General features: G+C 63.8%; 21 protein-coding genes. 5 read left to right on the top strand and 16 right to left on the bottom strand.

What is annotated here, in order from left to right; translation table 11 throughout:
• Positions 1-91: 91 nt before the first annotated feature.
• From LMT64_RS04485 to LMT64_RS04440, 10 genes are all read right to left on the bottom strand, one after another.
• Positions 92-880, bottom strand: coding sequence for a hypothetical protein (locus tag LMT64_RS04485; protein ID WP_126351691.1), 789 nt, complete (start codon positions 878-880; stop codon positions 92-94).
• Positions 880-1,413 (bottom strand): MogA/MoaB family molybdenum cofactor biosynthesis protein, encoded by a 534-nt coding sequence (locus LMT64_RS04480; RefSeq protein ID WP_126351690.1) that lies wholly within the window; start codon positions 1,411-1,413, stop codon positions 880-882. Before LMT64_RS04480 ends, LMT64_RS04485 begins: the two co-directional genes overlap by 1 nt.
• A gap of 76 nt (positions 1,414-1,489) precedes the next feature.
• Positions 1,490-2,458, bottom strand: a complete 969-nt coding sequence (locus LMT64_RS04475) for a DUF721 domain-containing protein (protein ID WP_229253388.1) — start codon at positions 2,456-2,458, stop codon at positions 1,490-1,492.
• Positions 2,448-3,518 carry a DNA replication/repair protein RecF gene (gene recF / locus LMT64_RS04470; protein ID WP_126351689.1) on the bottom strand — a complete coding sequence of 357 codons (1,071 nt, stop codon included), beginning with the start codon at positions 3,516-3,518 and terminating at the stop codon, positions 2,448-2,450. The genes LMT64_RS04475 and recF overlap by 11 nt, the downstream gene beginning before the upstream one ends.
• Positions 3,519-3,537: 19 nt before the next feature.
• Positions 3,538-4,512 carry a 3'(2'),5'-bisphosphate nucleotidase CysQ family protein gene (locus LMT64_RS04465; protein WP_126351688.1) on the bottom strand — a complete coding sequence of 325 codons (975 nt, stop codon included), beginning with the start codon at positions 4,510-4,512 and terminating at the stop codon, positions 3,538-3,540.
• Between the two features lie 79 nt (positions 4,513-4,591).
• Complete coding sequence (gene aspS, locus LMT64_RS04460; RefSeq protein WP_126351687.1) at positions 4,592-5,914, bottom strand: aspartate--tRNA(Asn) ligase; 1,323 nt, start codon at positions 5,912-5,914, stop codon at positions 4,592-4,594.
• Positions 5,915-6,104: 190 nt separating this feature from the next.
• Entirely contained in the window at positions 6,105-6,917 is an 813-nt protein-coding gene (locus LMT64_RS04455) for a hypothetical protein (protein ID WP_229253387.1), read from the bottom strand.
• On the bottom strand, positions 6,905-7,768 hold the full coding sequence (locus LMT64_RS04450) for a DegV family protein (protein WP_126351685.1): 864 nt from the start codon (positions 7,766-7,768) through the stop codon (positions 6,905-6,907). Before LMT64_RS04450 ends, LMT64_RS04455 begins: the two co-directional genes overlap by 13 nt.
• Complete coding sequence (locus tag LMT64_RS04445) at positions 7,765-8,631, bottom strand: NAD(P)-dependent oxidoreductase (protein WP_229253386.1); 867 nt, start codon at positions 8,629-8,631, stop codon at positions 7,765-7,767. Before LMT64_RS04445 ends, LMT64_RS04450 begins: the two co-directional genes overlap by 4 nt.
• 27 nt (positions 8,632-8,658) lie before the next feature.
• The gene (locus LMT64_RS04440; RefSeq protein WP_324295871.1) at positions 8,659-9,057 is read right to left on the bottom strand and encodes a DUF1622 domain-containing protein; all 399 of its coding nucleotides are present in this window, start codon (positions 9,055-9,057) and stop codon (positions 8,659-8,661) included.
• Between the two features lie 105 nt (positions 9,058-9,162).
• On the opposite strand from LMT64_RS04440, the gene LMT64_RS04435 reads away from it, so the two are divergent.
• On the top strand, positions 9,163-9,942 hold the full coding sequence (locus LMT64_RS04435) for a TrmH family RNA methyltransferase (protein WP_126351683.1): 780 nt from the start codon (positions 9,163-9,165) through the stop codon (positions 9,940-9,942).
• Positions 9,943-10,082: 140 nt separating this feature from the next.
• Here LMT64_RS04435 and LMT64_RS04430 read toward each other — a convergent pair whose 3' ends face one another.
• Positions 10,083-10,544, bottom strand: a complete 462-nt coding sequence (locus tag LMT64_RS04430) for a YbjN domain-containing protein (RefSeq protein WP_126351682.1) — start codon at positions 10,542-10,544, stop codon at positions 10,083-10,085.
• Between the two features lie 114 nt (positions 10,545-10,658).
• The gene (locus LMT64_RS04425) at positions 10,659-11,714 is read right to left on the bottom strand and encodes a M24 family metallopeptidase (RefSeq protein ID WP_126351681.1); all 1,056 of its coding nucleotides are present in this window, start codon (positions 11,712-11,714) and stop codon (positions 10,659-10,661) included.
• Between the two features lie 130 nt (positions 11,715-11,844).
• Here LMT64_RS04425 and sucC point away from each other — a divergent pair, with 130 nt between their 5' ends.
• From sucC to LMT64_RS04410, 3 genes are all read left to right on the top strand, one after another.
• Positions 11,845-13,008 (top strand): ADP-forming succinate--CoA ligase subunit beta, encoded by a 1,164-nt coding sequence (sucC, locus tag LMT64_RS04420; protein WP_126351680.1) that lies wholly within the window; start codon positions 11,845-11,847, stop codon positions 13,006-13,008.
• Positions 13,009-13,914 carry a succinate--CoA ligase subunit alpha gene (gene sucD, locus LMT64_RS04415; RefSeq protein ID WP_229253385.1) on the top strand — a complete coding sequence of 302 codons (906 nt, stop codon included), beginning with the start codon at positions 13,009-13,011 and terminating at the stop codon, positions 13,912-13,914.
• A 112-nt stretch (positions 13,915-14,026) separates the two neighbouring features.
• Positions 14,027-14,587 (top strand): hypothetical protein, encoded by a 561-nt coding sequence (locus tag LMT64_RS04410; protein WP_126351678.1) that lies wholly within the window; start codon positions 14,027-14,029, stop codon positions 14,585-14,587.
• Between the two features lie 3 nt (positions 14,588-14,590).
• Here LMT64_RS04410 and bshA read toward each other — a convergent pair whose 3' ends face one another.
• The gene (bshA, locus tag LMT64_RS04405) at positions 14,591-15,751 is read right to left on the bottom strand and encodes an N-acetyl-alpha-D-glucosaminyl L-malate synthase BshA (RefSeq protein ID WP_126351677.1); all 1,161 of its coding nucleotides are present in this window, start codon (positions 15,749-15,751) and stop codon (positions 14,591-14,593) included.
• Between the two features lie 76 nt (positions 15,752-15,827).
• Between bshA and LMT64_RS04400 the strand changes: the two genes are divergently transcribed.
• Positions 15,828-16,679 (top strand): DegV family protein, encoded by an 852-nt coding sequence (locus tag LMT64_RS04400; RefSeq protein ID WP_126351676.1) that lies wholly within the window; start codon positions 15,828-15,830, stop codon positions 16,677-16,679.
• A gap of 2 nt (positions 16,680-16,681) precedes the next feature.
• Here the strand turns inward: LMT64_RS04400 and uvrC are convergent, their stop codons facing one another.
• The 3 genes from uvrC to hisS form a co-directional block, all read right to left on the bottom strand.
• A complete protein-coding gene (gene uvrC / locus LMT64_RS04395; protein ID WP_126351675.1) occupies positions 16,682-18,511 on the bottom strand; it encodes an excinuclease ABC subunit UvrC in 1,830 nt (609 codons plus the stop codon).
• A 146-nt stretch (positions 18,512-18,657) separates the two neighbouring features.
• On the bottom strand, positions 18,658-20,385 hold the full coding sequence (gene aspS, locus LMT64_RS04390) for an aspartate--tRNA ligase (protein WP_126351674.1): 1,728 nt from the start codon (positions 20,383-20,385) through the stop codon (positions 18,658-18,660).
• Complete coding sequence (hisS, locus tag LMT64_RS04385; protein WP_126351673.1) at positions 20,382-21,677, bottom strand: histidine--tRNA ligase; 1,296 nt, start codon at positions 21,675-21,677, stop codon at positions 20,382-20,384. The genes aspS (LMT64_RS04390) and hisS overlap by 4 nt, the downstream gene beginning before the upstream one ends.
• Positions 21,678-21,681 lie beyond the last annotated feature (4 nt).

The following is a 21,681-nucleotide window of genomic DNA, read 5'->3' as shown; positions in this document are numbered from 1 at the left end:
CGCGCTGGGGCGCGGGCTGTCCCGTGAAGCTTGTCCCGGAGCTGGGCCGCAGATATTTTGATTGGCTTGCCGCTCCTGCTGGGTGGTCCGTCTAATGCAGGGTACGGCTCTGGTCGTGTTCGGTCCAATCTGCCCGCAGCAGGCGCACTTCCGGGCTGTCTGGCGGGCTATACCAGACGCGCACGCCGGCCTGCCCGATCTCGCGGATCAGGCGGTGGTCCTCGCCGGGGTCGATGGTCCGGTTCAGGGCGCGAAAGGCGTTGCGGCCTGCCGGCGTCCAACCCCGCAGCCAGAGCGACTCACTCGCCGTATTGCGCAGCAGGATATGGCCCTGTGCCAGGGTGACCTCCAGCTCGGGCGGGATAGGAACGTGGGCGGCTTGCCAGCGGACTTCGGTCCCGAAGGTCGGGGAATGGACCTTGTGCATGACGCTGGGGGGAAGCCAGGTTTGGGCCTGCCGTGGCGGGGGCCAGAGTAAACCTGCCAGCAGCCAGGCCAGACCACCCAGCGCCAGCCCAGTACCGACCAACGCACTCAGGAAGGTGACAGGAGAAATCAGCAGAGTTCCTGCACCCAGAACTGCCAGGATCAATCCCCAGACCCACTGGGGCCGCCCTGTGGCCGGGGCGAAAGAGCGCGGCCACCATTCTGCCGCAAGCAGCAAGGCTGCACCTAGCCCAAACAGCACTGGGACTTCCAGCAGCGGAGCCAGACCCAGCAGCAGCAGCCCGGGAATGGCCCACAGCGTAACGGCTGGGCGCTGCCGCCGCCGCGCCTCAAAGGCGATCCGAACCAGCCAGTACAGTGTCAGGACCACCCAGGTTGCCACGAAATATAGATTGAAGCGCGTCCAGAACGGCGTGGCGAGCAGTTCTTCCATCAGGGCTGGCCTTGCCGATGGACTTCGGCTGCAAGGTGTTGCAATTGCCCAACCAGCAGCCTATCCCAGGCTGTCTGAACCGCATTTTTCGAGCCAGGCAGCGCAAAAATCAGGCTGCGTCCAGCCAGGCCACCTATGGCCCTGGAGAGCATCGCCGCAGCACCCACTTCGTGATACGACAGCATCCGGAACAGCTCGCCAAAGCCTGGCAGTGGCTTGGTCAGCAGCGCTTCCACCGCTGGAATGGTCACGTCGCGCCCGGTAATGCCCGTGCCGCCCGTGGTGAGAATCAGGTCCACTTCTGCGTCCAGCCAGGCCTGCAACTGCTCGGTTATGGCACGCGCTTCGTCGGGCACGATCCGAGTCTCCAGCACCCGATGCCCAGCGGCCTCCAGTGCCGCCCGCAAAAAGGCGCCCGAATGATCGTTTTCGGGTGTCCGGGTGTCGCTGACCGTCAGGACCGCCGCACGCAACTGCACGGGCTGGTCGGGCAAGTGGGCCTGTGGAATGCTCCCGGTGGCTGGCTCGGTCATTGGCCTACCATACGCCGCAGCACCAGGGGCAAACGTTGTAAAGTTCTAAACCGGTCCTGAGCGAAGCTTTAGGGCTTCAGCGGCGACGGTCAGCCGCGCGGCCTGCCATCAGCACCTGCCGCACCGGACCTGGCAACCCGGCGTAGTCCGCTGCCACTACCTCAGCCACTGACTTGCGGCCCAGCAGCGCCAGCAATTTGCCGCATTGTTGCTCCAGGAACTCGCGGTACTGCTCGGCACCGCCACTCTGTACGCACTCCAGGGCCAGTACCGTCAGCTGGCCTTCCAGTGCCTCAATAGCCAGAAAACGGGCCGCCTGCTCACCACTGGCGCCCAGCCGATCTTCCAGGCCACGCAGCGCTTCGGGCTGACGCAGCAATTCGTCGGTTGCCCGCCGAATCAGAGGATCACGCAGCAGGCGCTGACACGGGCGACACGGCGTATGTGGGCTGGGTACCTCGCAGACTGGGCAGGGGGTCCAGCCTTGCTGCTCACGCCAGCGTTGGGCGCGGGCCACTGCCTCGGCAGCCTGCTGGGCGGGGCCGCGTAAGTCTTCGCCAACCACCTGGGCCGCGCGGGCAGCCTGGGCACGGTCCTCAGCGGTGAGGGGCGGCAGCACACTGCCAGCCAGCGGTCCACCGCCACCCGCCGAGGGCTTCTCGGCTGCCCAGCCGGTTCCGAAGCGAATCTCGCTGACCAGTTCCGGCTCGGTACCGGGCGCAGTCTGGGCCCGCAGCAGTTCATTCAGCCGCGCCAGGAAATGGTGCCGCTGCATGCTGAGGTGATGGGCCGCCGCCGAGTCCCGCGCCTCGATATGCAGGGTGCCGAACTGAAAGGACCGGGCGCGGGTCAGCCGGGCCACCTCCGGGCCCACCGCCTGCGGCCAGATCAAAATGGCCTGGGCGCGGCGCACCCCGAAACCCAGCCCATTTTTTCCCAGCGTGGCATTCATCAAGTCGCCGACGCTGCGCAGGTCACCCTGGCGCTTGCCGGAGCGGGCACGGGTGCGGAAACTGGGCCCCTGGCGGTAGGGCTTATCGTCCATCGCGGTTTCCCTCAGTAAGCGGACTGAAGCGTCCAGCTGCGGCGTGCAGCAGCAACGCCGCCCCAGGTGGACGCTCGGTTCCGGTGACAATGGCTTGCGGCACCGACGCCGCAAGGTCCAACAGGAACTGACGGCGCTGCGGGTCCAGTTCGGCGGTCCAGTCATCAATCAGGAGAACTGGAGGTTCACCAAAGCGCTCGGTGAGGAGCTGCATCTCGGCGTAGCGCAGGGCCAGTGCAGCCGTGCGGCCCTCGCCCCGGCTGGCGTAGGTTCCGGCGCTCATGTCGCCCAAGGACAACGCCAGATCGTCACGGTGTGGCCCCGTCAGGGTGAGGCCACGCGCCAGTTCCTCGGCACGGCGGGCGCGCAGTTGCTCCACGTAGCGCTCGGGGTCGGCACTCTCGGTCAACTGGACCCGCAGGGTTTTACGGCTGCCCAGCTCGGCATTGGCTCCTTGCGCCAGTTCCTCCAGGCGGCCCGCAGCACGCTGCCGAAATTCCATGATGCCCCGTCCCAGGGTGCCCAGCGGTTCGTCCCAGACATCCAAGGCCCAGTCCTGACCCTCACGCAGTGCAGCATTGCGCTGAGACACGGTGCGTTCGTAGCGGCTGAGTTGCTCGGCGTACCGGGCACTCAGGCGGCTGAGCAAGGAGTCCAAGTAGCCCCGCCGCTGCGAAGGAGCGCCGAACACCAGTTCCGAGTCCTCGGGGCGAAACAGCACGGCGCTGCCACGCGGCAGATCCCCATTACGGGTTCGTACACCGTCTACTTTCAGTTGCCGCTTGCCCCGCCCGATCCCGACCTCCTGCACGCTGAGACTGCCGCTTTCCAGCACATCGGCACGGACATAGGCCTCGGTCTGTCCAGCCAAGATCAGCTCCTCTAGGCGGCCTGCCTCGGTGCGTCCGGTCAGGGCCAGATAGGCGGCTTCCAGCAGGTTGGTCTTGCCAGCGCCGTTCTCACCCCAGACCCCCGTCACCCCGGCTGGAAAATCCAGCGTGTCGGGCGACAGATTGCGGTAATTCAGGGTCGAGAGCTTGCACAGACGCACGCGGGACAGTATAGGGCGGCCTGCCCGCTCACCCCAGGGCGTCTTTGCCGCGGCGCACGTCGCGGGTCAGCCGCTCCAGGTGAAAGGCGTCGCCGCCAGCCTCCAGCACCGTGTCGGGGCCGTCCGTGCCCGGCCCGGTCACCAGCCAGGCCAGTTCGCGTCCGCCTGTCACCCGGACGTGGCGGCGCCGGCCTTGGGCGTCGGCGTCCAGGCACAGCACGCCGCTGGGGATCTCCAGCCGCTCCAACTCGCGGCGCAGCCAGGTCAGAGCCGCCGGGTGTCCGGCCACGAAGCCCTGTTCCAGATAGGGCCGGGTCTGGTTGTAGCGCACCGGCTGTCCATTCCGGCGGGTCAGGTCGCCGCCCTGCGCCCGCAGCAGCGCGTGCCCGGCGGCGATGTCCCACTCGGCGCGGGGCGACATGGTAAAGGTGGCGTCGGCCTCACCTGCCGCGATACGGGCCAGTTTCAGGGCGGTAGACCCGCTTGGGCGCATACCGGGCAAGGGGAGGTCACGCAGTTCGCGGCGAGTCTCGGTCACCGAGGTGGCAATCACGTAGGGCTGGTGGTCACGCAGCGTCACCCGCTCACCGTTCTTGGTGACGCCCAGGCCCACCGCCCCGGCAAACAGCTCATCTGTCTGCGGCGCGTAGATCACCCCCAGCACCGGTTCACCGTCCACCGCCAGCCCCAGCGAGACACAGTGATCGGGGCTCCCGTCCGCGTATTCCTTGGTGCCGTCAATCGGGTCTATCAGCCAGGTTCGGGAGCGGCTCAGGCGCTCGGGGGCGTCGGCTTCTTCTTCGGACAGCAGGCCGTCGCCCGGAAAAGCCCGTGCCAGCTCCCGCATCAGCAGCGCCGAGGCGGCGCGGTCGCCCTCGGTCACCGGATCGTCGGCCCCGGTCTTATGCTCAACCTTGAAGCCCTGAGCGCGGAAAGCTTCGGTCACTGCGCCGGCTTCCCGCGCCAGGCGCACCGCGATGTCCAGTTCGTGTTCCATTGTCATGTTCCCAGCCTACCTTCCAGCCACGAAAAGTCGCGCCGGAAAAGCAAGGCTCCGGCGCGGTGGGTGATCCATGCTCGGTTCAGGGCTGCAAGCGGGTGCGGTCACGCGGAAATGCCCGCGCCATCCGCACGTTGCTCAGGCCCAGCAGCAGGGCGGTGAGCCGCTCGGCGCCGATGGCGAAGCCGCCGTGTGGAGGCATCCCATAGCGGAAGACCTCCGCGTAGGCCCGCAGCGACTCGGGGTTCAGGCCATACGCCTCGATGCTCCGGCGCAGCATTTCCGGGTCATGGATACGCTGTCCGCCCGACGTGATTTCCAGGCCACGCAGCAGCAAGTCGAAACCGCGTGTCACCGGCACGCCGTCCATCTCACCGTCCGGGTGGGTATAAAAGGGCCGCGCCGCCTGCGGAAACTTGGTGACGAACACAAAATCACTGCCCAGTTCACGCCCCGCCCACTCGCCCAGCAGCCGCTCGCCTTCAGGGTCCAAGTCCTTGCCGCCCACCAGGTGTCCGAACTCGCGCTCCACCGTGGCGCGGGCTTCCAGCAAGGGAATCCGGGGGATGCGCTCTGGGACTTGCGGCAGCTCTGCGCCCAGCAGGGCCAGTTCGGGGCCGCAGCGCTCCTGCACGCGGGCCAGCATCCCGCGCAGCACCTCAGTTTCGGCGTCCATCACGTCTTCTTCCGAATCAATAAAACCCAGTTCAGCGTCCAGGCTGAGGTACTCGGTCAGGTGGCGGCTGGTGTTGTGCGACTCGCCCCGGAAGACGGGAGCCACCTCAAACACCCGCTCGAAAGCTCCCACCATCATCTGCTTGTACAGCTGCGGGCTCTGGGCCAGGTAAGCGGGTTCCCCGAAGTAGTCCACCGTAAAGAGGCCAGCGCCCCCCTCGGCCCCGGCCTCCACGATCTTGGGCGTGCTGATCTCGGTAAAGCCCATGCCTGACAGGGTTTCGCGGAAGCCCGCCAGCAGTTCGGCCTGAACCCGCAGCGCCGCGCGCTCCTTCAGGCCACGCACCGTCACGGCGCGGTGGTTCAGTAGGGTGTCGGCGTGAACCCGCTCCAGCTTGGGCAGCTCGACTGGCGTAGGTTCAGCCGCGGCGGCAATGACTGTCATGGCCTGCATCTGCACTTCGACCTCGCCCCCGCGCTTGGGGTGCGGGCGCACGGTCCCTATGATTTCTACGCTGCTTTCCGGCAGGGGCAGGTCCAGGTTCAACTGGTCGCCGACACACTGCACGGCGCCGCCCGCGTCACGCAGAGTCACGAACTGGATCCCCCCCAGATCGCGGCGCGAGAGGATCATGCCGCGCAGCCGTACAGTCTGCCCAACATGCTGAGCCAGCTCACGGATAAAGGTACGGGGGAGGACGGGGGCGGCCTGAGTAGGTTCGGTGGTCATGGTGGGTGGCTCCTGTGGCAGATGAATGAGGTGAGATAAGGAAAGCCCCCGCTCCGTGTTTCGGGGCGGGGGCGCGAACAGCAGCGTAACGACGTCCCCTAGGTGGGATCGTCATTATCGTTGGCGTTGAGCTGTGGCATTTCAGCGAGTGTAGGGCGGCCCAGGCAAACTGTCAAGCAGGCAACATTGTTCAGGCCTCCGGCACCAGGCCCAGCAGGGCTGGCCAGCCCCGCGACAGGTTCAGCGCCGCCACTCCCCGCGCTGCCAGTGCAGGCCAGGGGTCCAGCGCGGAAGTGACGCCCAGCAGCGGAATAGGAATCTCCGGGTCCTCGCGTTCCAGCACGCGTAGGCTCAGCTCACAGGCCGGGCTTCCCTCGACACCCTGAGGGATTTGGAGGTCGCGCCGCAGCCGTACCCAGGGGTGGCCCCTGAACGTGTCCCGGTAGGCGGCCAGCGCATCGTGTTCCGAGTAGCCCTCGAACAGGGGAATCCGCAGGCCCTCGCCCTCCCATGCTTCAAAGCTGAAGTGCCCCCTCAGGAGCGGGCGCAGCGCCGCCAGTTCCTCCCCGCTCAGCCGGTGCCCAATGGGTTCACGTGGGGACACCACCCGGCCCTGAAGGAGAGGTTCCAGCGCCAGCGCCGCTGCCAGCGTGCGGGGTGGCAGTCCTGCAAGTAGAGTCAGATCGGACGGTCCTCTCAGTTCCGGCAAGACCGCTGCGCCGCTGGCTCCCGACCGAAAATCTACCTGTTGCCCGGCATCTGGCGGCACCGCTCTATCCCAGTCCGGCAGGATGACCGTCACGTCGGCAGAGCCAGCTTCCGTCTGTGCGGCTAGGCCACGCCAGCCGAACAAGGAGGGGTGCAGTTCCTCAGCCGTGTCGCCCGCTCTCGCTGGAGCCACCAGGGCGGTCACCCGCAGTTCAGGATGCCAGGCTGTCCAACGCAGCCATTCTCCTGCCAGCGGATGTTCGGCACCGAGCAGTTGAACCGCTAGCGCTCCCAAGGCCAGGCTCCTGGCGCGGCCGCCACCCCACAGGCCCGCGGTCCGGTATGGACGATCAGCGCGCCATTGACCCCAGCGCGGCCTTCCCAGACGACCGGATGACGCGCCGCAATCTCAGAGCGCAGCAGATCGGTGTCCTCAGGGTGTGAGCCTTCCAGCAGGCCCAGCCGTAGCGGAGTACCCTCACCGTAGCGGCGCGTCAGTTGCGCGGCGATCTCGCGGATCGCGCCTTTGTACCCCCGGGCCTTGGCGACAGTGGTATAGATCCCAGCCGGTTTTTCCACCGTGATGACTGGCTTGAGGTTCAGGAGTCCCCCAAGCGCCGCCTGTACCTTCCCGATCCGCCCGCCGCGCTTCAGGAACTCTAAGGTCTCGACCGTGAAGTAGAGCTCAGTCTCCTCGCGCACCTCTTCGGCCCAGCGCTGGGCGGTGTCCAGGCTTTCGCCGCGCTCGGCAGCGGCATTCAGGGCGTGCAGCACAAAGGCCTGCGCCGCACTCAGGCTGCCGGAGTTGAGCAGCGTGACATCCAACCCTGACAACTCACGGGCCTGCTCGGCAGCGTTGGCACTGCCCGAAAGACCGGGGCTGATGGTCAGCGCCACCACCTTGGAACTGTGCTCGGCTGCTTCGCGGTAGGCGTCCATCCAGGCCTGTGGCGTGGGCTGCGAGGTGCTGGGGTGGGGGTTACCAGCCAGAATCCGGTCCATCAGTTCACGCCTGGGCAGCTCGTGCATGGCGTGGCTCTCGTCACCGAAGTTCACCGAGAAAGGCGCGACCGGCACCGCGTTGTTCAGGCCGCTGAAGGCGTCCAGGCCACCGTCAGTGGCCACCGAAAATTGAGGATCAGTCATGTGAGCTCCACATCGTTCATCTGTTCTATCAGCTTGAGTGCGGCGGTATGGTCCTCAGCCGCGCCGACCATCCGCTCAGCCGCGCGGTACAGCCCAGCGGTCTGGCCGAGCAGGGGAGCGCTGCCCTTGTGCGTGGCGACCAGGTCCAGCCCAATGCCCACGTCTTTGGCCAGCAGCCCTAGGGCGAAGGTGGCCGGAAACTCGCGGGTCAGGGCCCGCTGTCCAATCAGATTCTCGGTGGCGTTGGACCGGCCCGACGATGCATTGATCACGTCCAGGGCAGCGCTCAGATCTACCCCTGCAGCCTTCAGAGCAGCCAGCCCCTCGCCGGCGGCCCAGAGGTTGACGGCCAGCAGCGTATTGTTGACGGCCTTGACCGCAAATCCGGCTCCGACGCCGCCCACATGCACGGTTTTGCCGGCAAAGGCCAGCCGGGGCCGTACCCGCTCCAGCGCTGCCGCGTCACCGCCGACCATCACCGTGAGGGTTCCGGCCTCCGCGCCCGCCACGCCGCCTGAAACGGGGGCGTCCAGCCACGCCACGCCGCGCTCCTTGAGCCAGGCGGCTTGCCGTGGTGCCTCGGCGGGATGGCCGCTGGTACAGTCAACCCAGACGGTGTCAGGCATCAGGTAGCCGTCCAGCGCGCGCAGCACCTCCCAGACCTCGGTGCTGGTCGGCAAGCAGCTGAAGATAATGTCCGCCTGGGCCAGCTCCGTCAGGGGCCGGGCCTCACTGCCATATTCGGCTTCATGCGCCTCAGCGCGGGCAAAGGTGCGGTTCCAGACCAGGGTGTCTTCCTGGGCAGCCAGGTGGCGGGCCATTGGGTAGCCCATGGCGCCCAGGCCGATAAATGCAGTGCTCATACCCCTAGCTTAGTTCAGGGGCGGGCTTCAGGTATGGTCCGGGTGCGTGGTGCGCCCATGCCGCTGCTCATGCGCCTCAATCTCTTTTTGCAGGAAAAAGTTCAGTGCCGTCCGGATGGTGGCGATGGCCGCCAGCTTGCCGATTTCTTCCCAGGTGGGTGCCACAGCAGTGAGCATGATGTCGGCGGCCAGCAGAAATTCCAGAGCAATTGCCAGCCAGCGGCCCAGCTGAAGCCGCAGCGATTCCTTGAGTTCATCCGGCACCTGGTCGCGCTGCATAAACACTTTGGCAGAGCGCCACAGGCCCTCCAGCAAGGCTGCGACCACGATCACTACTGCGGCCAGTTCTGCCAGGGTAGCGACCAGATGCGCGGCCTCAAGGATCCAACCACGCGCCATTTCACCGAAATCTAGGAGGTTGGGCATGCCCCCCAATCGTAACTCGGACAAAGAGACGACGAGAGAGTAATCTGCGAATTACAAACTAGCTCTGAAGAGTAAAAAAGTCAAAAATGCGGCATAGTGTGGCCCATGCCCGCCCCCGTCATCACCTCCACCCAGAACCCTACTGTCAAGCGCCTGGTCCGGCTCAGGGGCAGCCGCCGAGCAAGGGAGGAGGAGAGGGCCGTGCTGATCGAAGGAGCACGCGAGACAGCCCGCGCGCTGGCCGCTGGCTGGGCCGCGCAGGAGCTGTACCTTTGCCCGGCGCTGTTCAGCCCCGAAGCAGCGGCGCTGGCAGCTCAACTGGCTGAGGCCACCGACCTGAGCCGCGAAGCCTTCGCCAAGGTCAGTGGCCGCGAGCATCCCGACGGTGTTTTGATGCTGGCTGACGCACCTCAGGCGTGCTGGCCCCAGTTGGAGTCGTCCGCACTGATTGTGGTGCTGCACGGCCTGGAAAAACCGGGAAATGTCGGGGCTATTCTGCGGACAGTCGACGGTGTGGGTGCAGATGGCGTGCTGGTTCTGGGACGGGGCGCAGATGTATTTGGCCCCAACGTGATCCGGGCTTCGCAGGGCAGTGTCTTCAATGTGCCCTTGGTGCAGGCTGAAGAAGCGGAGGCGTGGACCTGGCTGGAAGAGGAGGGGTTCCGTTTGGTGGCCTGCACCCCAGATGCGCCGCAGACCCTCTGGGACGCTGATTTGACTGGACGGGTGGCTCTGCTGCTGGGAACCGAGCATGCCGGTCTGCCTGCTGAGTGGCGAGCAACTGAATACGCCGTTTCGATCCCCATGCGCGGCCAGGCAGACAGTCTGAATGTCTCTACCGCTGCCGCCGTCGTACTGTACGAAGCCCTCCGGCAGCGCCGCTAAAGTGACTGGAGAGCCCTTCAGTATCGAATAGTCTCAAATTTGTACTACGCGATTTACAAAATAGAGGAAGAATTAATAGAGAACAATATACAAATCAAAAAAAGCGGCCCTGCGGCCGCAAAAATGAGAAAAATGAGTCCTTAGGCCTGAGGCTGCTGAGGTTGTAGCTGCACGCCCTCCAGCGCGGCGTAATCATCCTGGAAGTGCATCAGAACGCCACCAAACAGGGTATCGAAGGTTTCCTGGGGCATCTCGGCCAGGGTGGGGTAGAAGCCCACATACTCCAGCCAGACGTTGCCCTGCTGGTCGATGCTGCGGCTAAAGGCCCGCTCGCGGTTACGCAGGTTCAGCATTTCCATGACTTCCTGCATGCGACCTTCGTAGGTCTTCTGGGTCACGCAGGTGATTTCCAGACGGCTGGTGTTCTGGGGGCCATCATTCACAGAGACCAACACAGCGGCGTCGCCCATTTCAAAGCGCCAACCCATGCGAATAAAGCGTTGGCCGGTTTCGGGGTTCTGATCCATTTCCAGCTGAACATCGCGCTCCTTGAGGTAGTTGGCGAGGGTATCCAGCGTCAGCAATGCAGTTTCGGTCGTCATAATTCGTTTCCTCCTTGGAAATAATGGTGAGGGCAGCATACGCTGCAAACGCCCCACCGGGCCTGGACCATCCTAACACTCCGGCCCATCAGCTCAGGGCCGGAAAGGGGAGAATCAGACCTGCTCTTTGGGCGAGTGGCTCAGCACTTCGTAGCCGTCTTCAGTGACCAGCACCAGGTCTTCAATACGCACACCACCCAGGCCCTCAACGTAAGCACCCGGCTCAATGGTAATCACCATGCCAGGCTTCAGCACATCCTCACTGCCCTTGGACAGACGGGGGCCTTCGTGAACGACCAGGCCCACCCCGTGACCCAGCGAGTGCGCGAAAGCTTCACCCAAGCCATGACCTTCCAGAATGTCGCGGGCCACCGCGTCCAGATCGCCAGCCTTCATGCCAGGCTTGATGGCCTGAACCGCCGCTTCCTCGGCTTCCAGCACCGCGTTGTAGATACGTTTCAGTTCGTCCGAGGGCTGACCCACGGCCACCGTACGGGTCATGTCGGAGTTGTAGCCGTTCAGGTTGGCGCCAAAGTCCACCGTGACCAGGTCGCCATCTTCGATCACCTTGTCGCTGGCTGTACCGTGTGGCAGCGCACCGCGCACCCCGCTGGCGACGATCACATCAAAGGCCGAGGTGGCCCCAGCCTGCCGCAGCCCCTGCTCTAGCGCAATGGCAACATCCACTTCACGCGCACCGGCCTTGATCTGAGGACGTACTGCGGCAAAGACGCGGTCAGCCAGATCCTGGGCAGCCCTTACACCCTCCACTTCATCCTCAGCCTTGATCAGGCGCAGGTTTTCCACCACGCCCTCGCTGGGGTGCAGCTGCACTTTCCAGGCTTCCTTGAGTTTCTCCAGAGCAGAAACCGTCAGGTGAGTCCCCTCGACAGCCACCTTCATTCCTTCCACTTTGGGCGCGGCGTCTTCCAGGGCTTTCTGGGGTGCGGCAATCACCACTTCTACACCCTCATTCACGTCCTCCCTGGCCTGTACCGTGTAGCGGCTGTCGGTGTACAGCACCGCCTGCGTAGGGGTAATAAGCATGCGGCCGTCTTCGGGGTGGGTGAAGCCACTCAAATAACGCACACTGGCCGGGCTGGACACCCACAGCGCCTGAGTCCCCTCACGGCCCAGGGCCGCCCTGATTCGTTCGAGTCGTTGTTGCATTTGCTCACGCTAGCACGGCCCTTGTCCCCAGGACGGAGACAGGCACCGACCTAAGAAACAGCCGCTATACTCGTCTATCGGGACATCCCAAAACTCATGTGTGGCCGTAAGCCACCTCGGAGGAAGCAACGTGAAATTACACGAATATCAAGGCCGCGAATTGCTGCGCCGCGCTGGCGCCAACGTTCAGGAAGGCCGCCTCGCTCACACCCCCGAAGAAGTCCGCGCCATTGCGGAAGAATTCGGTGAGCCCGTGGTCGTCAAGGCCCAGGTCCATGTCGGCGGACGCGGCAAAGCGGGCGGCGTGAAGTTCAGCCCCACCCCTGAAAAGGCCTATGAAAATGCCCAGAACATCCTTGGGATGGACATCAAAGGTCTCACCGTCAACAAGGTGCTGGTGACCAAAGCGGTGGACATCGACGCCGGGACCGAGTACTACGTCGGCATGATCGTGGACCGCAACGTCGGCTCCTACACCCTGATGGCTTCCAGCGAAGGCGGCATGGACATCGAAGAAGTAGCTGCAGCTACTCCTGAGAAGATCATCCACCACCGCGTGGACCCCATCACCGGCCTGCGCCCCTTTGAGGCCCGCGATATCGCCCTGAAGGCCGGATTCAAAGGCAACCTGAACAAGATCGCCGATATGATGGTCAAGCTCAGCGAAGCCGCCTTTGAGCGCGACGCCGTGCTGGTCGAGATCAACCCGCTGTTCGTAGACGCGGACGGCACCCCGATGGTGCTGGACACCAAATTCGAGGTGGACGACAACGCCATGTTCCGTCACCGCGACCTCGCTGACTGGCGCGAGCTGGAAGCCGAGCACCCCCTGGAAGTCGAAGCCAGCGAGTACGGCTTCGCTTACGTGAAGCTGGATGACGGCAACGGCGGTGTGCTGGGCAACGGCGCCGGTATCGTGATGACCTCGCTGGACGTGGTCAACCGCGCCGGAGCCAAGCCCGCCAACTTCCTGGACATCGGTGGTGGCGCCAAAGCCGACGTCGTGTATAACGCCGTCAAACTGGTCAGCAAAGACCCCGACGTCAAGAGCATCTTCATCAACATCTTCGGTGGCATCACCCGCGCCGATGAAGTGGCAAAAGGCGTGATTCAGGCGCTGGACGAGGGCATCCTGACCAAGCCGGTCCGTATGCGCATCGCCGGAACCGCCGAGGACGAAGCCAAGGCGCTGCTGAACGAGAAGAGCAGCGACCTGATCAAGATGTACCCCACCATGTTTGAGGCTGCCGAAGAAGCTGCCAAAGAAGCCAATAGCGCTGCGGAGGGCAAGTAAATGGGTATTTTGGTAGGTAAAGACAGCCGAGTGATCGTGCAGGGCATGACCGGCTCCGAAGGCGCCAAGCACAGCCGCGCCATGAAAGAATTCGGCACCAACGTGGTCGCCGGTGTGACCCCCGGCAAGGGCGGTCAGGACTTCGAAGGCTGGCCCATCTACAACACGGTGGCCGAGGCCAAAGAGCAGCATGACGCCAATGTCAGCATCATCTTCGTGCCACCCTTCGGGGCAGCCGACGCGGTACTGGAAGCCGCCTATGCCGGTATTCCGCTGATCATCCTGATCACTGAAGGCGTGCCGACCACCGACATGATGAAGGCCGTGCAAGAAGTCAGCCGCCTGAGCGAAGAGAACAAGGCCCAGGGCGGCCAGGGCATTCGCCTCATCGGCGGCAACTGCCCCGGTCTGGTCACCAACGGCGAATGCAAAGTGGGCATCATGCCCAACCGCATCTACCAAAACCCCGGCCGTATCGGCCTGATCAGCCGTTCCGGCACGCTGACCTACGAAGCTGCCAAGCTGCTGAACGACGCTGGAATGGGCACCAGCACCACCGTGGGTATCGGTGGGGGTCCCATCATCGGCACCACCTTCGCAGACGTGCTGCCGATGTTCGAAGCTGACCCCGATACCGATGCTGTAGTCGTTATTGGTGAAATCGGTGGTGCCGACGAAGAAGCCGCTGCCGAGTACATCGCGCAGAACATGAAAAAGCCCGTCGTGGCGTTCATCTCTGGCCGCAGTGCCCCCAAGGGCAAGCGCATGGGCCATGCCGGCGCCATCATCATGGGTGATGTCGGTACTCCCGAGAGCAAACTGGCTGCCTTTAAAGCTGCCAATGTGCCAGTGGCCGACACCATGCCCGAGATCATTGACCTGGTGAAAAAAGCGCTGAACCAGTAAGCGTTAAGCTGCTGCTCAGGCCCCCGTTCTGGGGGCTTTTTTTATCATCCCGGCGGTCCAACCATGAAGCTGCCATCAGGCTCCCATCAGGGCCTCATGCTACGGTTGGGACATGACTGTCCGTAAGACCCTTCCTGCCGTTCTGGCCCTGAGCTTGCTCGGTGGAGCTGGCGCCTTGACCCTTCAGGGTCAGCTGCCTGGCTCGGTTCCTCCTGGCCTGAGCGTCGGGGTATGGTCGGTCTCCACCTCCGGCCAGCCTCAAGAGTTGGTGGGCGTATCTCCGGTCAAGGACGGCCGCTGGTCTATTGCCCTCACAGCTACACCTCAGCGGGTACCCACGCTGAATGCCGACGCACTGGCCTGGCCTGGCTTGCTTCCCCCAGCCCAGCTGTCACGTGCCACCGCCGGACAAGAGCTACGGGCTTATGGCTTCGTAGATAGCAACAGCAATGGTCGCCCTGACCCGAATGAACCGCTACGTGAGCTGCGGCTGCGCGACCAGGGCCAGCCACTGTTTCTGGTCTGGGTCCGGGACGCTACCAATGTCACCGCTTCTCACGGCTATCAGGCCAAGCTGTCCAGTGGGTGGAATGCCTTTGCCGTCACGCTCGGTTCCTCTGTAGCAGTGCGGCCTTACAGCGGCCAGGTTGTCGATTCACGCCTGACACCCTAAACTCTAGTTTTGCCACTGCTCCAGCGTACGCTGATAAGCCGCCAGGTACTGCGGCGCAACAATGCCAGGGTGGAAATGGGCGATGGCCCGCTCACGGGCGGCGCGGCCCATCTCGGCGCGGCGGTCCAGCACGTCCAGGGCCGCTTGGGTCAGGCCATCCACATCACCCACGTCGGCCAGGCGTCCGGTTACGCCGTCCACCACCACCTCAGGGATTCCCCCGGCGCGGGCCGCCACCACCGGCACTTGGCAGCTCATGGCTTCCAAGGCGCTCAGGCCAAAGCTTTCCTTGCTGCTGGGCAGCAAAAACAGGTCGCTGAGTCCCAGAACCGTTTCCACATCCGGAAAAGAGCCCAGGAAATTGACCCGGTCCGCCACACCGAGGCGCTGGGCGAGCTCCAGTGCAGGGGCCCGGTCGGGACCATCCCCGATCATCAGGAGGCGAGCCGGACGCTCACTGAGGACCCCAGCAAAAGTCTGAATGACATCCTGCACCCGCTTGACCGGCCGGAAGTTGCTCACGTGAACCAGCAACGCCTCATCCTCCCGCGCAAACCTGGCACGCAGCTGGGGATTGTCCACCGGACGGAAGCGTTCCGGGTCCACAAAGTTATAAATCACCTCAATCTCCCGGTCGGTGTCGAACACCTCGCGGGTCTGCTCGGCGAGGAACTGCGATACGGCCGTGACATGGTGCGACTGCATGATGGCGTGCCGGGTGGTGTGGTAGAAGGCCGGTTCCGCACCGACTAAGGTGACGTCCGTGCCGTGCAGGGTGGTCATGACCGGCGCGCGTCCGGTGATGGCATAGGCATGCAGCGCTGCCGTGGCATGTGGAATGGCGTAGTGGGCGTGGGTCAGCTGAACCCCCTGTTCGAGAATCACTTCGCTGAGGGTATTGGCCGCCGAAAGTTCCGGATAGGGCTGTTCGAAGAGGGCATATGCGAAAGACCCGATCTGGTGAAAGTACGGCCCATGCACCGCGCAGCGCCGCGACAACCGAAAAGGCACCTGCCCCCCCACGAAATGCACCGCATGACCCAGTGAAGCCATCAGCAGACCCAGTTCGGTAGCGACCACACCGGACCCTCCCGCTCCGGTATGGCAGAGCACCGCAATGCTCAGTGGGTCAGCGTGGGACAGATCAGGGCGGGAATCAGACATGCGGGCAGTTTAGCGCCGCGTCAGCGTGAAGAAGTTTGGTACATTTTCTGAGGCGTTGATGGCCTAAGATCAGGTGATGATCGCAGTGGTGACCGATTCAACCTGTGACCTACCCCCTGCCGTCCTGAGCGACATGGGGGTACACATGCTGCCACTGAGTGTATTGCTGCAGGACCGTCCTCCACTCTGCGAGTGGAATGAAGTTGACCCAGATGAAGTGTACAAACGTCTGCAAGCTGGAGAAAGCGTCGCGACCCGTCCGGTAGAAGCCCGCACCTTTCGGGAGTGTTACCGCAATCTGCTGACCCGTTATGACGCGGTGGTGTCGGTTCATCTCTCGTCGCGTATCTCCAACACGGTGCAACATGCCCGGCAAGCCGTGGTCGCCCTGAACGAGTTGGACCGCATCCGGGTGGTGGATTCGGGCGTGTCGTCGGTCCTGCTGGCGTCCGCCGTGCTGTCGGCGCAGCGGGAAAGTACCCAGGGCGGTGACCTCGTTAGTGTGGCGCAAGCGGCCGTGGATACGCTCCGTGACCAGTATGGTGAATTCACCGTACCCAGCCTGGATTATCTGCGCCGTGGTGGGCGCATCAGCCCAGTGCAATACGCCGTAGGCAACCTGCTGGACATGCGTCCGATTCTGGGCTTCGACAGCGAAGGGCACTTGAAAGCATTACGCCGTGTCCGCTCAGGTGAGAGTGCGCGCAATATTCTGGGCACCCTATACGACCGCTTTGGCAAAGACCCCGTGCGCGTAGCTGTGGGGCTGGCGGGGCGCGACCATCAGCGCCTGCATGAGCTGCGCCGCCACATGCAGCGCTCAGGGCTCAACATCCGGGCTGGCCGCACCCAGTTGATCGGCTCCGTGATCGGTGCACATACCGGGCCAGGAATGTTTGCTTTTGTGGCCGAGCCATACGACGAGTAACTTCAGAGGTGCGACTGTAGAAATTCTTTGACGGCCTGCGCCGCTTTCATCCCCACGCCTGGCACCGCCGCAATTTGTTCCACCTCAGCAGCCCGGATCTCTTCCAGGCTGGTGAAATGCTCCAGCAGCGCGTCACGGCGCTTGGGACCGATGCCCGGCAGACCATCGAAGATACTGGCGGTCATCGCCTGACCACGCAGCTTGCGGTTGTAGCTCACCGCGTAATGGTGCACCTCGTCGCGGGCGTGAATCAGGGTTCGCAGCGCCGGGTGGGTCTGTGGCAGCAGCAGTTCCTTCCCGTCCCCAACCACCGTACCACCCGTCAGCCACCACTGCGCGCCGTACGGCGAGGGAAGAATGATGGTTTCCTCGCGCTTGGCCAGGCCTACGAGCGGCACCTGCACCCCAGCTTCTTGCAGGGCGTCCAGCGCCGCGTTCACCTGACCGCGCCCACCGTCAATCAAGAGCAGGTCCGGCAGTGGCAACTTGTCACTCAGGGACCCGGTAAAGCGCCGAAAGATGGTCTGGCGCATGGCAGCGTAGTCGTCAGGCCGTTCCAAGCCGCGCACCTTGAAACGGCGATATTCGCTTTTTCGCGCCCGTCCACCTTCCAGCACGATCATGCCAGAGACGATGTGGGTGCCGAACAGGTTGGAATTGTCATACCCTTCAATGCGCCAGGGCCGATCGGGGAGGGCCAGCACCTCGCGCAGGGCGTCCAGGCCGGGATGGTCACCCCGGCGCTCCAGGACGGCCAACTCGGATTCCAGGCCGTGCCCGGCGTTGCGCTGCGCCATCTCGACCAGGTCCACCTTGTCGCCGCGCTGGGGAATCCGCACGCTGACCCGGTGCCCGGCACGCTCGGTCAGAAAATCGTTCCAGAGCGCCATGTCTTCCAGTTCGGTGGGCAAGAGGACCAGCGGCGGCAGGTGGGTGGCCTGGGTGTAGTAGTCCTGCATAAAGGCGGTCAGGACTTCGCCGGAGGTGCTGTCCTCACCGGAAGACAAAAAGCGCTTGTCACGGCTGACCACCCGCCCACCGCGCATCCGGAACAGCTGCACCATCGCGTATTCGCCGGCCTGGGCCACTCCCAGAAAGTCCAGGTCGGCTTCCTCGCTAATGAAGGCATGCTGCTCAGAGCCAAACAGTTTTTCGACGGCCTGGGTCCGGTCACGCAGCCGCGCGGCCATTTCAAAATCCTGCCGCTGCGCCGCCTCGGCCATCTCTGTGCGCAGCCGCCGGACCACTGGCGCGGCGCGGCCTTCCAGCAGGGCTTTGACGTCATCCACCACCTGAGCATAGGCCGCCGGGTCCGCCGCCTGAATACATGGAGCCAGACAGCGTCCCATGTGGTAGTTCAGGCAGGGCCGAGGCTTAAGCTTCATCGGCAGTCCGGAATTCTTACGCAGCGGAAACATGGTATCGATCAGCCCCTTGACCCGCCGCACAGCCCCGGCATCAGGATATGGGCCGTAGTAGGCCGCGCCGTCATTCAGCACCTTGCGGGTGACGATCAGCATGGGAAATTCCTCATTGGTCAGCTTGAGGAACGGATAGTGTTTGCCGTCCTTGAGCAGCACGTTGTAGTGCGGGCGGTGCTGCTTGATCAGGTTGGCCTCCAGCACCAGCGCCTCGACCTCATTGCGCGTAGTAATGAATTCCAGCTCGTCGGCCAGGGCTGTGAATTTCCCGCTTTTGCCGCCCGCCTTGAAATGCTGCATGACCCGCCCACGCAGGTTATTCGCCTTGCCGATATAGATGGGCGTGCCTCCCTTGCGGAAGATGTACACGCCGGAGGTCACGGGAAGCACAGGAAGGTCGGCCAGTTGCACGCCCCAGTCTAGCCCTCGGCGCCAGAGCACACCGTAAACAACACAGGAAAGACGCAAGATACTTATTTCACAATTTATATAGTTAAACCTTTTTTTCACAAGATGAATCTGAAGAAAGCCCCGCCTTATCGGGCAGGGCCACCCACTTACTGCTGAACGTTGATTCCCAGCTCCTCCAACTGTGCTTGGGCCACCGGCGAGGGGGCGCCTGCCATCAAGTCCTGGCCGCGGTTGTTCTTGGGGAAAGCGATCACATCGCGGATGCTATCGGCGCCGCTCAGCACCATCACCAGGCGGTCGAAACCCCAGGCGCAGCCGCCGTGCGGGGGAGTGCCGTACTCAAGGGCCTCTAGGAAAAAGCCGAACTTGTCGGCCGCTTCCTCGTCGCTCAGACCGATGGCCCGGAACATCTCGCGCTGGGTTTCGGGATTGTGAATCCGGATGGATCCACCGCCGATCTCAAAACCGTTGAGCACCAGGTCATATGCCTGGGCGCGGATTTCGGTTTGCCGCTCGGTCCCGAACAGCGTGGCGTCGTCCGGGTGCGGGGCCGTGAAGGGGTGGTGCATGTAGGTCCACTGGCCCGTTTCGGGGTCCAGGTCCAGTTGCGGGAAGTCGGTGACCCACAGTGGCGCGAAGTCGGCCCCCCCCACCGTCCAGCCGAACAGATCACGCAGGGCCAAGCGCACGGCGCCCAGGGCTTCTACCGCCGTCTTCCAGCTGCCTGCGCTGAACAGCAGCGTGCCGCCGTCCTCCACGCCGGTTTGATGAATCAGGTCAGCGGCAATTTCGCCCACGAACTTGGAGATGCCGCCCGTAAAGCCTTCGCCGCTGCGCTTGAGCCAGGCCAGGCCACCTGCACCGTGTTGCTTGGCGATGCGTTCCAGCTCAGCAATCTGCTTGCGGGTCAGTTCGGGCGCCGCGATCACCTTGACCGCCTCAGCGCTCGCAAACGCCCCGAACTCGCCGCCGGCAAACAGCGCGCTCACGTCTACCAGCGGGTGACCAAAGCGCAGGTCCGGCTTGTCCGAGCCGTACCTATCCATCGCCTCTTGGTAGGTCAGGCGGGGGAGGGGCAGTTCCAGTTCGCGTCCCAGCACCTCCCGGAAGAGAAAGGCCAGCAGACGGCTGTTCAGCTCCAGCACGTCTTCTTGGTCCACGAAGCTCATTTCCATGTCCAGCTGCGTAAAGTCGGTCTGGCGGTCTGCACGCAGATCCTCGTCGCGGAAGCAGCGGGCCAGCTGGTAGTAGCGGTCGTAGCCGGCCATCATCAGCAGTTGCTTAAACAGCTGTGGACTCTGCGGCAACGCATAGAACTCGCCTTCGTTCAGCCGGCTGGGCACCAGAAAATCACGTGCGCCTTCGGGCGTAGAGCGGGTCAGCAGTGGAGTTTCCACGTTGATGAAACCCTCGCCCTCCATGAATTGGGTAATGGCTGCCCAGGTCCGCGAGCGCAGCATCATGTTGCGCTGCATTTCCGGACGGCGCAGGTCCAGGTAGCGGTAGCGCAGTCTTACGTCCTCCGCCACATCCGCGCCCTTGTCCAGCTCGAAGGGAGGGGTCTTGGCACGGTTCAAAATGGTGACGGTGTTGGCCAGCACCTCGTAGTCCGCCAGTCCGCCCTTGCGCTGACTTTCGGGCCGCAGGCCATACGTTCCCGTAACTTCCACAACATATTCGGCGCGCAGGCGGTCGGCTTCAGCAAAGGCTTCACTGGCCGGGTCTACCTGCACCTGCACCGTACCAGAGCGGTCGCGCAGCTCAAAGAAAATCAGCCCGCCCAGGTCACGCCGCCGCGTTACCCAGCCTTGTAAGGTGACGCTCTCGTGTGCGTGTTGAGAGGTCAGTTCTCCGATTCGTGCAGTTCGTTTCATGCTTGCTCCCCCAGAAAGGTCATCAGTTCGTTGTGGGCTACCCGGCGCTGTTCGCCGGTGACGAGGTTCTTGAGGCTCAGGGTGCCATTGGCAACTTCGTCGGAGCCGACCAGGGCCACCCAGACAGCGCCGCGGCGCTCGGCATCTTTGAAGGCGTTGCCCGGTTTCATGGCCCGGTAGGCGAATTCAGTGCGGGCCACCGCGCGGGCATCCAATGCCACTTTGGCCACTGCTGGGACATATTCTGTGTCCAGCGCGGCCAGGTACAGCAAAGGCCCCTCGGAGCAAGGAATTTCTACGCCGTCCGCTTCCATGGCGAGCAGCAGCCGCTCAATTCCAAAAGCCCAGCCGATGCCAGGAACTTCCGTCTTGCTGCCGAGTTCCTGGGCGAGTCCGTCATAGCGCCCACCCCCACACAGCGCCGACTTGGCGCCGACGCCCTCGTGGTGCAGTTCCCAGGCCGTACGGCGGTAGTAGTCCAGCCCGCGCACGATAGAGGGGTCCAGCTCGTAGGGCACGCCCCAGTCCTGGAGGTAGCGCTGCACCTGCTCAAAGTGCTCGCGTGCGTCGTTGCCCAGGAAGTCCAGCATGGGTTGTACGCCCAGTTCGGCAATGAGGGCTTGATCGGTTTCACTCTTGGAGTCCAGAATCCGCATCGGGTTGCGCTCCAGGCGGTCCTTCGAATCGTCCGAAAGGCGCTCACGGTGTGTCCCGAATAGCCCGCGCAAATAGTCGTTGTAACGCTGGCGGTCCTCTGGGTCGCCAATGGACCCCAGCTTGACTTTCACCTGCTTGAGGCCCAGTTCACGGACCACTTCAACCAGCAAGGCAATCGCCTCGGCGTCTACCAGCGGGTCAGCGCTGCCGATGGCCTCGTAGTCGACTTGGTGGAACTGGCGCAGGCGGCCTTTTTGCACGTTCTCGGCACGAAACATGGGGCCATGTAGCCACAGCTTAAGTGGACTGGGCAGCTGCTTGAGTCCGTTCTGCAGGTACGCCCGCACAATGCCGGCGGTGCCCTCAGGGCGCAGGACATAGCCGCCGTGATCTCCGAAGTAATAGACGGTAAACATCTCCTTGCGGACGATGTCGGTGCTGCCGCCTACGCCGCGCTGCACGACCTCGGCTTCTTCAAAGAGTGGGGTATCGATATGCTGTGCACCGGCCCGCTCCAGCACACGCTGCGCTGTCTCGCGCACGAATCGGAAAGCGGCGGCGCGGGTGTCTAAGCCCTGCTTGGGGCTGCCATCTGGCAGGTGGTCCTGGGTGCCCTTGGGGCGCTGAATCGCCATAACT

Source organism: Deinococcus radiophilus (assembly GCF_020889625.1).
GTDB classification, from domain to species: domain Bacteria; phylum Deinococcota; class Deinococci; order Deinococcales; family Deinococcaceae; genus Deinococcus; species Deinococcus radiophilus.
Note: the sequence above shows the minus strand (reverse complement) of the source record. Positions and strands in the feature narration are given on the sequence as shown.

Coding starts and splice junctions, on each gene's coding strand:
- LMT64_RS04485 (WP_126351691.1), bottom strand. CDS start 880: ATGGAAGAACTGCTCGCCACGCCGTTCTGGACGCGCTTCAATCTATAT.
- LMT64_RS04480 (WP_126351690.1), bottom strand. CDS start 1,413: ATGACCGAGCCAGCCACCGGGAGCATTCCACAGGCCCACTTGCCCGAC.
- LMT64_RS04475 (WP_229253388.1), bottom strand. CDS start 2,458: ATGGACGATAAGCCCTACCGCCAGGGGCCCAGTTTCCGCACCCGTGCC.
- LMT64_RS04465 (WP_126351688.1), bottom strand. CDS start 4,512: ATGACAATGGAACACGAACTGGACATCGCGGTGCGCCTGGCGCGGGAA.
- aspS (WP_126351687.1), bottom strand. CDS start 5,914: ATGACCACCGAACCTACTCAGGCCGCCCCCGTCCTCCCCCGTACCTTT.
- LMT64_RS04450 (WP_126351685.1), bottom strand. CDS start 7,768: ATGACTGATCCTCAATTTTCGGTGGCCACTGACGGTGGCCTGGACGCC.
- LMT64_RS04445 (WP_229253386.1), bottom strand. CDS start 8,631: ATGAGCACTGCATTTATCGGCCTGGGCGCCATGGGCTACCCAATGGCC.
- LMT64_RS04440 (WP_324295871.1), bottom strand. CDS start 9,057: ATGCCCAACCTCCTAGATTTCGGTGAAATGGCGCGTGGTTGGATCCTT.
- LMT64_RS04435 (WP_126351683.1), top strand. CDS start 9,163: ATGCCCGCCCCCGTCATCACCTCCACCCAGAACCCTACTGTCAAGCGC.
- LMT64_RS04430 (WP_126351682.1), bottom strand. CDS start 10,544: ATGACGACCGAAACTGCATTGCTGACGCTGGATACCCTCGCCAACTAC.
- LMT64_RS04425 (WP_126351681.1), bottom strand. CDS start 11,714: ATGCAACAACGACTCGAACGAATCAGGGCGGCCCTGGGCCGTGAGGGG.
- sucD (WP_229253385.1), top strand. CDS start 13,009: ATGGGTATTTTGGTAGGTAAAGACAGCCGAGTGATCGTGCAGGGCATG.
- LMT64_RS04410 (WP_126351678.1), top strand. CDS start 14,027: ATGACTGTCCGTAAGACCCTTCCTGCCGTTCTGGCCCTGAGCTTGCTC.
- bshA (WP_126351677.1), bottom strand. CDS start 15,751: ATGTCTGATTCCCGCCCTGATCTGTCCCACGCTGACCCACTGAGCATT.
- LMT64_RS04400 (WP_126351676.1), top strand. CDS start 15,828: ATGATCGCAGTGGTGACCGATTCAACCTGTGACCTACCCCCTGCCGTC.
- aspS (WP_126351674.1), bottom strand. CDS start 20,385: ATGAAACGAACTGCACGAATCGGAGAACTGACCTCTCAACACGCACAC.
- hisS (WP_126351673.1), bottom strand. CDS start 21,677: ATGGCGATTCAGCGCCCCAAGGGCACCCAGGACCACCTGCCAGATGGC.